General features: G+C 58.3%; 5 protein-coding genes. All 5 read right to left on the bottom strand.

The genetic code is table 11. The features are described from left to right. Window positions 1-495, bottom strand: a 495-nt coding sequence (locus M7R55_RS07725; protein ID WP_298219840.1) for a YcaO-like family protein, incomplete at its 3' end; no start/stop codon positions are given. Between the two features lie 13 nt (window positions 496-508). Continuing rightward, window positions 509-931, bottom strand: coding sequence for an MTH938/NDUFAF3 family protein (locus M7R55_RS07720; protein WP_298219839.1), 423 nt, complete (start codon window positions 929-931; stop codon window positions 509-511). Between the two features lie 14 nt (window positions 932-945). Then, the gene (locus M7R55_RS07715; RefSeq protein ID WP_298219838.1) at window positions 946-2,145 is read right to left on the bottom strand and encodes a UbiH/UbiF/VisC/COQ6 family ubiquinone biosynthesis hydroxylase; all 1,200 of its coding nucleotides are present in this window, start codon (window positions 2,143-2,145) and stop codon (window positions 946-948) included. Between the two features lie 2 nt (window positions 2,146-2,147). Then, window positions 2,148-3,368, bottom strand: a complete 1,221-nt coding sequence (locus tag M7R55_RS07710; RefSeq protein ID WP_298219837.1) for an FAD-dependent monooxygenase — start codon at window positions 3,366-3,368, stop codon at window positions 2,148-2,150. Window positions 3,369-3,419: 51 nt separating this feature from the next. Then, a partial coding sequence (locus tag M7R55_RS07705) for a M24 family metallopeptidase (protein WP_298219836.1) occupies window positions 3,420-3,986 on the bottom strand: 567 nt, incomplete at its 5' end.

Below are 3,986 nucleotides of genomic sequence, written 5' to 3'. Positions count from 1 at the left end.
TCGGGTGTAGGGCAGGGCACAGACGGCGTCCGTCACCGCGCTGTTGAAATCCACCCAGTCTTTCGTGGTGATGCGGTACTCATCGGCCAGATAATGCCGCCAAAGGGCGTCATCCAGCAGGCCCTCTGGCCGAACGCCGGGGTGATCAATGGTGAACCAGCGTTCGCGTGGATCATGAACCCCTTGTTTGCGTCCGTCTTGCATCGTCTGTTCGCGATGCCAGTGGAAATCGCCGAAAAAATACTGTGAAGCCAGTCGTTCGACAAATTCTCCCAATGCTGATGCCAGCGCCGCCTTCTTGCTGGAACCCTTGCCGTTGGTGAACAGAATCGGGCAGTTTTTATCGCGGATATGCACGGACCAACAGTGGGGTACCGGATTGAGCCAGCGTGTTTCTTCGATATCGAAACCCAGTGCGGTCAGTTGTCCCTGAACACGGGAGATCGTGTCCTCCAGTGCCGCGTCCTTGCCGGTGATAAATGTATGTTCAGACATGAAAAAATTCCTTTTAGGCGTGGGCGTTGTCGGATGTGTTTTCGGGGCCATTCTCCGGTTCATTCTCCTGGAACAGTACCAGCAGGGATACGCGGCGCAATTCGCTAGCAAGAACGGTAAATGTGCGGCAGGCCGCACCGGTATCCATGAATTCGATACCAACGCCCGCCCGCAGAAAAGCCGCCTGAACAGCGGCACCGGCGCGCTGTGTTCGTGGTCCGGTACCAACGATGAGCACTTCCGGGTCATCGATCATCAGTTCATTCAGTGATGCAGGCGCCAGTTCAGACACGGTTTTGAACGATAGGTCGGAGACGATGCGTTCTGGTGTAAGCAGAAAGCTTCGAAAGTATTCATCATGATTCACCCGCACGCTGGTTTGAGTAAAACCACGGATGACAAATCGTTGGCCGGAATCATCAAGAGAGAGGCGCATGGTGAGTTACCTGATTAACGTTGTCCGCTGGCGAATTGACCGACCATTTTTCGCAATGGATCGAAAGCAGACACAGCGGAGAGGGCCAGATTGCGGCCGCCGACCAAAAGCGGGTTGTGCGCGCGGAAGCCATAATGGAACAGATCCATGCCCGACTGGGTGATGAGGTTGTCCGCTCGCCGCATCCGTTCATAGCGAGCCAACGCTTTGGGTGCGCCGAGGTCGTCGCTGTCCTTGAGGCAATCGATCAGGGCCATGGCGTCATAAAAGCCGAGGTTGACCCCTTGTCCGGCCAAAGGGTGAATGGTGTGGGCGGCATCACCGGCCAGCACGGTTCGCTCGGCGGTATAGCGCCGGGCGTGCATTCTGCGGATCGGGAAGTAACTCCGGCGCTCGATCGCCTTGATTTCGCCAAGTTCGGCTGGAAACGTGGCTGCCAGTACTGAGAGGATTTCTTCATCGCTCCAGCTGTGGCGGGTTTTGACGGCTTCGACCTGATCGTACCAGACGATCGAACCTCGGGCCCCCGCCAAGGGCAGGAACGCCTGAGGGCCGTGTGCCGTGAATCGCTGCCAGGTAATGTCCTGCTGCGGGTAATCCGTAATCACGCTCAACACCTGCGCGGCGGTATCGTAATCCTGATGGGTTTCTTCAATGCCGGTGGCTTGGCGTACCCAAGATTTGGCGCCATCTGCACCGATCAATAGCGAGGCGGATAGTGTCTGTCCATCGTTAAGACAGACACACACTTGTTGGCCATCCACTCGCCATTGGCTTGGGTGGCTGTCGGTAAATGGGGTGATGGTGTCTAGCTTTCGAATGCCTTCCCACAATGCAGCTTGAATCAGGCTGTTTTCGACAATGTAGCCGAGTTCGGGGAGACCAATATCTCGCGCATCGAACGTGACATCGCCCGTGCCTGCCTGATCCCAGACGCGCATCCTGCGATACGGTGCCACGCGGGTATGCCGAATGCGGTGCCATACACCTAATTGCTGCAGAAATTCGATGCTGGTGGGCGAGAGTGCCGAGACGCGCACGTCGAATGGCGTAGTGCTATCCGGAAGGTCGGGTACCGGTTGATCTTCGACAAGGGCGACTTGCCAGCCTTGCTGACCCAAGGCCAATGCAATGCTGGCACCCACCATGCCACCGCCGATGATGATAAGGTCAACGGGTTGATCCGAAGCGGTTTTTTTGATTTTGGCTGTCACGGTCAGATGCCTCGCGTCAGGCGCACGAGCCGATTTTTGAATGGGAAGATGCCATCGCTCAACGAGAGCAGCGCCCCACGCACGATCCCTGCACCGGGCAGGTCGAGACTGAAGCCCCGCACGAGCCGATCGGTCAGGCCGATCGTCCGACGGTAATCGTCGACGCGCTCTTGCGCATACCGTTTGAGACGAACCGGATCACCGGGGTCGACAGGTTCCCCCCGATCGGCGCGCAGAGCGGCTGTCAGGTCACGGACATCGCGCAGGCAGAGGTTGAAGCCTTGCCCCGCGACCGGGTGCAGTGCATGGGCGGCATTCCCGAGGATGACAAGACGCTCGTCCACCAGATCCTGAAGGGTAATGAGATTCAGCGGATAGGCCTGTCGGGGCGTCAGTTCGGTAAATCCACCGAGACGGTGACGGAACAATTCATCCAGTCGCTTGGCGTAGGCTTCCGATTCAAGCGCCATCAGTTCATGGACGTCTTCGTCACGATTGACCCAGACGAGCGATACCCGTCCCGCCGGGGCGGGTAGAACGGCGAGGGGGCCGCCTCGGGTAAAGCACTCGAATGCCGTGCCGTGATGCGCGCGTGCCGGCTTTGCCGTGCAGACAATGGCGGTTTGTCCGTATTCGGATTTTTCAACCGGCTTCTTGATAGCGGCACGCACACTCGAATAAGCGCCATCGGCAGCGATCAACAAACGTGCCTGAAGAGTATGAGCTGCGCCGTGGTATTCGAACTGGACTTCGACTCCTGCGCCATCGTTGATCAAGTTGTGGTGGGTGTAGCGTGCCGGTTGCAGACGTTGCAAAGTGCCCATGCCATCGATTTGATCGCCTTTTTCGGCCCGCTCGATGGCCGCACCAATGGCCCGGTTGCCGATGACCTGCCCCAGCGCAACCCCCTGATTGTTGGCTTTGGTGATGCGCGTCATGCCGAAGTGGCCGCTATCGACCACACGGACTTCCTCAATGGCCTGAGCTGCGCGCGCGGTTGCCTCGTCAATCAGGCCCAGGGCATCGAAGTAGCGCCAGGACGCGTCTGAAAGCGCCGTCAGTCGGGCATCGAAACTACTCGATGCACCTTCTGGTGCGCCTTCGAGCAACGTGACGCGCCAGCCATCGAGCTTCAGGGCATGCGCAAGCACGCCGCCGACCATGCCGCCGCCAACAATGATGATGTCCTGTTTACTGGAATCGAAGCGGGTTTGATGTGTCATGGGGCGATCTCGTGTGCGTCTTTTCTACATATGACCAGAAGGGGCGCTCTGTCATGCGTCCAAGCGGTGGCGTGCTTTGCAGTCGTTCATGAAGGCCTCGATGTCCTCAACGGTCTTGGGTACTTCGTGCGTCAATATATCGGCGCCCTTCGGTGTGACCAATACATCGTCTTCGATGCGGACGCCAATGCCGCGATAGGCCTTGGGAATATCCTCTGCCGCGTCGATATAGATGCCCGGTTCGACCGTGACGACCATGCCGGGTTCGAATTCGCGCCACTGACCATCGATTTTATACCTTCCGACGTCATGCACATCCAGTCCCAGCCAGTGGCCGGTGCGGTGCATGAAGAAGCGTTTGTAACCCTCGCTGTTCGGGGCCCCGTCTACCGTCTGCGGGATCAGTCCCAGTGCGATGAGCCCTTGCTGAATCACACGTACTGCGGCCTCATGTGGCGCATCAAAGCGCGCTCCGGCGCGGATTTCATCAATGGCGGCCATCTGGGCTTTCAGAACCAGCTCGTATACCGCACGCTGAGGTTTGGTGAACCTGCCATCCACAGGCCAGACACGGGTGATGTCGCCCGCGTAGTGTTCGATTTCCGCGCCCGCATCGAT

This window comes from Halothiobacillus sp., from assembly GCF_027346185.1.
Lineage (GTDB): Bacteria > Pseudomonadota > Gammaproteobacteria > Halothiobacillales > Halothiobacillaceae > Halothiobacillus.
Note: the sequence above shows the minus strand (reverse complement) of the source record. Positions and strands in the feature narration are given on the sequence as shown.

What these genes read in the sequence shown, in the direction of transcription:
- M7R55_RS07720 (WP_298219839.1), bottom strand. Translation starts at nt 931, where the DNA reads ATGCGCCTCTCTCTTGATGATTCCGGCCAACGATTTGTCATCCGTGGT.
- M7R55_RS07710 (WP_298219837.1), bottom strand. Translation starts at nt 3,368, where the DNA reads ATGACACATCAAACCCGCTTCGATTCCAGTAAACAGGACATCATCATT.